2 protein-coding genes are annotated in these 1,880 nt (G+C 36.8%); both read left to right on the top strand.

Translation table 11 applies throughout. The features are described 5' to 3' along the window. The first annotated feature begins 331 nt into the window (after positions 1–331). Positions 332–607, top strand: a complete 276-nt coding sequence (locus BN1127_RS22545; RefSeq protein ID WP_197069671.1) for an SIR2 family protein — start codon at positions 332–334, stop codon at positions 605–607. Positions 608–627: 20 nt separating this feature from the next. Next, entirely contained in the window at positions 628–1,530 is a 903-nt protein-coding gene (locus tag BN1127_RS22540; protein WP_197069670.1) for an SIR2 family protein, read from the top strand. The last annotated feature ends 350 nt before the right edge of the window (positions 1,531–1,880 follow it).

Here is a 1,880-nt window from a genome sequence, read left to right as displayed (position 1 = left end):
CAAAGTGTGCTCCCGCCCTGATGTCACCCGGGTGGCCGATTGGCCATATTCCACCTTCCATCGTTACGTGGCGAGCGGCGTCTATCCGCAGGATTGGTGCGGGTCGGTGGATGGGCCGTTGGGGGGATTGGAGTAAACCGCTCAAAGGTTTTGCCTTTGCGAATGATCAAAGAGACGATTATTAGAATCCTTGAACGTCCAAATCCGCGATCGTCCGATTACGCTTCGCTAATCGAACCTACGGACTATAAAAAACAGTGTTTCAAGCAAAGCCTATAGCAAGGTACACTGACTGCAACTAGCCTGCCTACTACATTAATCAAGGGGACATATGGATATCCACGATTTCATCTCAGGATATAAAAACCATCCTATTTTATTTATTGGAACAGGATTTAGCCTTAGATATTTACAGAATTCGTTTAGTTGGGATGCGTTACTTTCAAAGATATCCCTAGAGTTAACTGAAAACCCTGAGTTTTATCTTGACATCAAGGCATCCTCAATTATAAATGGCAGTTTTTGTTATGAAACCATAGCGCAAAAATTAGAGCATGAGTTTAACTCTAGATTATCACGGATAGAAATGGGAAATTCAAAAGTATAAATGACCACTTCTATGAAAGAATGACAGTAGATAATAAAAGTGTAAGCCGATTCAAAATATACATAACTAGTATACTTCGGACCCTGCATTATAGAGAGGGTGTACAAGAAGAGATTGACGAACTCAAGAAAGCCAGGAAGAACATCAGTTCTATAATTACAACCAACTACGATGGCTTAGTAGAAGATATCTTTGATTTTATCCCATTAATTGGCAACAACATACTCCTTAGTAATCCATATGGCTCGGCATATAAGATCCACGGCTGTGTTACAGAACCGAATGATATAATCATTACTAAAGAGGACTACTCTCGATTCAATGATAAATATGAACTAATTAGAGCTCAACTTTTATCTATGTTCATACATAATCCGATAATTTTCTTAGGTTATAGCATTAGCGACAACAACATCAAAAAACTACTAAAAACAATTTTCTCTTATGTCGATGTGAATACTGACTTAGCAAAAAAGATTCGGAACAACTTTCTTTTGGTAGAATATGAACCAGGAAATTACAACAGCCAAATAACAGAACACGACATTGAACTGGAAGGTGTATCTACAATCAGGATAAATAAGATTAAAACTGACAACTACACCGTTATTTACAAAGCACTATCTGAGTTAGTGTTACCTGTTTCCGCTATGGATATACGAAAGGTTCAGAAAGTATGGAGCACTATTCGAAGCGGAGGAAACATTAAGGTTAATATTACAGAAAATCTTGATGAACTAAGAAATGAAGACATGGTTATAGCTGTGGGTTCAGAGAAAACTGTAAAATATGAGTATCAGACCACATCTGAAATGATACATAACTACTTTAATATCGTTGAAGAATCAAATTCACAACTTATCTCACTTCTCAATAAGCAAACAGTTCCTACCAATGTATTCTTTCCTATATTTTGCCTTTAGTAAAATATGTGATTCACTGGAAAACACGGATAAGTATAAAAGACAACAATTGAATAAGTTGACATCGAATTTCAAGAGAATAAAAGGCACGTGTAGTAACAGCTTTAATTCACATGATGAAATAGTGAATTCCACAACCCCTTCATACAAAAAAGAAGGTTGTGTTTTTTATGCTGTATTGAACAAGACAGTCAGCGTCAGAGAAATTAGAAAATATTTACTCAATCACTCTGAAAGAGCAAAAACAGCATGCAGACAATTACTCTGCTTATATGATGTCTTACGGCGATGAAGAGAGCATTCAGAAGATATATGAGGAATGGGATAAAATTTCCTGATTACCCATGACC

The sequence above is a fragment of the Aeromonas media genome, assembly GCF_000819985.1.
GTDB lineage: Bacteria > Pseudomonadota > Gammaproteobacteria > Enterobacterales > Aeromonadaceae > Aeromonas > Aeromonas media.
The sequence above is the reverse complement of the archived record's forward strand: the minus strand, read 5'-3'. Positions and strand labels throughout refer to the sequence as shown.

Excerpts from the sequence above, each read along its gene's own strand:
- BN1127_RS22545 (WP_197069671.1), top strand. The coding sequence starts at position 332 with ATGGATATCCACGATTTCATCTCAGGATATAAAAACCATCCTATTTTA.
- BN1127_RS22540 (WP_197069670.1), top strand. The coding sequence starts at position 628 with ATGACAGTAGATAATAAAAGTGTAAGCCGATTCAAAATATACATAACT.